The organism is Kitasatospora sp. NPDC052868 (genome assembly GCF_044547105.1).
Lineage (GTDB): Bacteria > Actinomycetota > Actinomycetes > Streptomycetales > Streptomycetaceae > Kitasatospora.
Map to the genome: position 1 here is coordinate 1 of NZ_JBITZW010000056.1, position 2,487 is coordinate 2,487.

Annotated in this window: 3 protein-coding genes; all 3 read left to right on the top strand. The window is 68.4% G+C overall.

The genetic code is table 11. The features are described 5' to 3' along the window. Positions 1-388: 388 nt before the first annotated feature. Positions 389-877, top strand: coding sequence for a hypothetical protein (locus tag ACIGZJ_RS36860; RefSeq protein WP_396461382.1), 489 nt, complete (start codon positions 389-391; stop codon positions 875-877). A 91-nt stretch (positions 878-968) separates the two neighbouring features. Next, on the top strand, positions 969-1,559 hold the full coding sequence (locus tag ACIGZJ_RS36865) for a chitin binding peritrophin-A domain-containing protein (protein WP_396461383.1): 591 nt from the start codon (positions 969-971) through the stop codon (positions 1,557-1,559). 108 nt (positions 1,560-1,667) lie between these two features. Beyond that, a protein-coding gene (locus ACIGZJ_RS36870; RefSeq protein WP_396461384.1) for an IS5 family transposase occupies positions 1,668-2,476 on the top strand; the annotation gives its coding sequence in 2 pieces (ribosomal slippage) (positions 1,668-2,007 and positions 2,007-2,476; 810 coding nt in all). Positions 2,477-2,487: the final 11 nt, after the last annotated feature.

Sequence of the window (2,487 nt, forward strand, 5' to 3'; positions counted from 1 at the left end):
GTGCGTGCTGATCTTGTTCCTGACGACCTGTGGGAGCGGGTGGCGGTGGCGCCGCTGGTGCCACCCGCTCCCGAGCGGCGCCGGGCGCGGTGCGTTCGGCGTTCGGCGTCCGTGGCGACGATGACGGGCCGGGGCGCACTCGAAGCGTCGCCGGAGCCCTGCCAACAGCGGCCCACCTCTGATCTGGGGGCGTGTCGTGTCGGAACGATTGGCTGATCGTTCTTCCGGGTGACGTGCCCGCCTACCCATGGAGATGATCATGCGACGTCTTGCTGCTGCCGTACTTGCTCTGAGTGCCGGGCTGTTTGCTTCGGCGAGCCCGGCACAGGCCGAACCGGCCCCGGCCACGATGGGAGCTCCGGGTATCCAGGGCAAGGTGTGGGCGGCATTGGTCAAGGTTGACAACATCCGCGATTGGGGCGACGACAGCGACGACAAGAACTTGGAGCTGTACGGCGAAGCCGGCGTCGAGCACGCCAACGGCCAGAAGAAGGAATGGAAGCGCACCGACAGCAACCCGCAGAAGTCCCGTCCCGAGTACTGCCCCGGTGGCGGGATCTGCCGCGGAACCGGATCCGAGCGTGACTCCGGCGTCCACATCGGCTACGGCCAGCGCATCAACGCGGAGTTCACCGGCTCCGCCGCCAGCGACAGCCCCTTCGTCTTCTACACCAACCTGTGGGACTGGGACTACAGCTACGCCGACATCGACGAGCACGTCGCGTGGGGCAGCTACAAGGTCTGGCCGGACGCCGCCGCCGCGAAGTGGACGTCGAACGGCTGCATGGCCGGCCGTCTGTGCCAGGTGAAGTCCTTCACCATCAACGGCCCCGGCGGCCCCGTGATGCACATCCAGTTCGAGAAGCCCGCGAACTAGCCACACGGCCCCCGGCGGTTCATGCCCTGTGGCCCTTCATGGCGCCACAGGGCATTGTGCGCGCTCCCTTCGTGCCTGAAGATGGGTGGCCGTGATCACACGCAAAGCAACCATCGCCGCTGCCGCCTGCCTCGCCCTGACCGCAGCGGCCTTTGCCACCATGCCCGCAACCGCAGTGGCGGCAGCCGACCCCGTTCCCGACCCCACGATCTGCATCAAGTCCGACGGCTACTACCAGCACCGCGTCGACCCGCAGTACTTCTACGTCTGCGACGGCGCCTACCGGCCCAGGCTTGACAAGTGCCCTGGCGGCCTGTGGTTCAACGAAGACCCTGGCGTTCTGGTGTGCGACGAGCCGGAGTACGTCCGCGCTCACGGCACCGGTGGCTCGGTGACGGCCCAGCAGGCCCGGCTGCAGAAGTTGCCCCTCAAGGTCACCGGCCTGTCCGCCACTCTCAGTCCCGGCATCGCGGGCGAGAAGGTCACCTTCACCTCCTTCGGCAACGTGCCGCTCTGCACGGCCACCGCCGTCGCGATCTCCCGCGACAAGGCCACCGCCACCTGTAACAGCCAGGGAGCCCTCGGCGACCTCGGCGCTACCCTCGACGGACTCCTGCGCGGCTACAAGGTCACCGTCAAGGATGATCCCCGCACCGCCACCGGCTCCATCCGCCTGCTCTAGCCCGAGACCCGGCGGGCAAATGCCCGCCCCTGGTCGGGTTACTCAGGGTCTCAGAATGAGTTGAGCTGCACTCTTGCGCTCGACGATCTTGGGCGGCACGCTGTCCGCGTGCGTGTTGATCTTGTTCCGGATGACCTGTGGGAGCGGGTGGCTCCGCTGCTGCCGCCCGCTCCCGAACGACGCCACCGCCATCCCGGGCGACTGCGAGTCCCGGACCGGGCGGCCCTGGCCGGCATCATCTACGTGCTGCGGACCGGTGTCGCATGGCGCGACGTCCCCGCACAGGTCGTGGGCTGCTCCGGAGTCACGGCCTGGCGCCGGCTGCGGGACTGGACCGAGGCCGGCGTCTGGCCCCGCCTGCACACCGCGCTTCTGACCGAACTGCGCCGCGCGGACCTGCTGGACCTGGACGACTGCGCGGTGGACGGCTCGCACGTCCGCGCCCTCAAAGGGGGGATCATGTCGGCCCATCGCCCGTCGACCGTGCCCGCCCCGGCTCCAAGCATCATGTGATCGTGGACCGTTGTGGCACTCCGCTCGCGGTGACGCTCACCGGAGGCAATCGCCATGACGTCACTCAGCTGCTGCCGCTGCTGGATGCGATACCGCCGATTCGAGGACTGCGGGGACGCCCGCGGCGCAGGCCCCGGCGGCTGTTCGCCGACCGGGGCTACGACTTCGACAAGTACCGCCGCCTGCTGTGGAAGCGCGGCATCAAGCCGATGATCGCCCGACGCGGCGTCGCCCACGGTTCCGGACTCGGCAAGGTGCGTTGGGTCGTAGAGCGCGCCTTCGCCTGGCTCCACCAGTTCAAGCGCCTCCGCACCCGCTACGAGCGACGCGCCGATCTCCACCAGGGACTACTCGACCTCGCCTGCAGCATCATCTGCCTCCGGCGCCTTCGAAAGTCATTCTGAAACGATCAGTA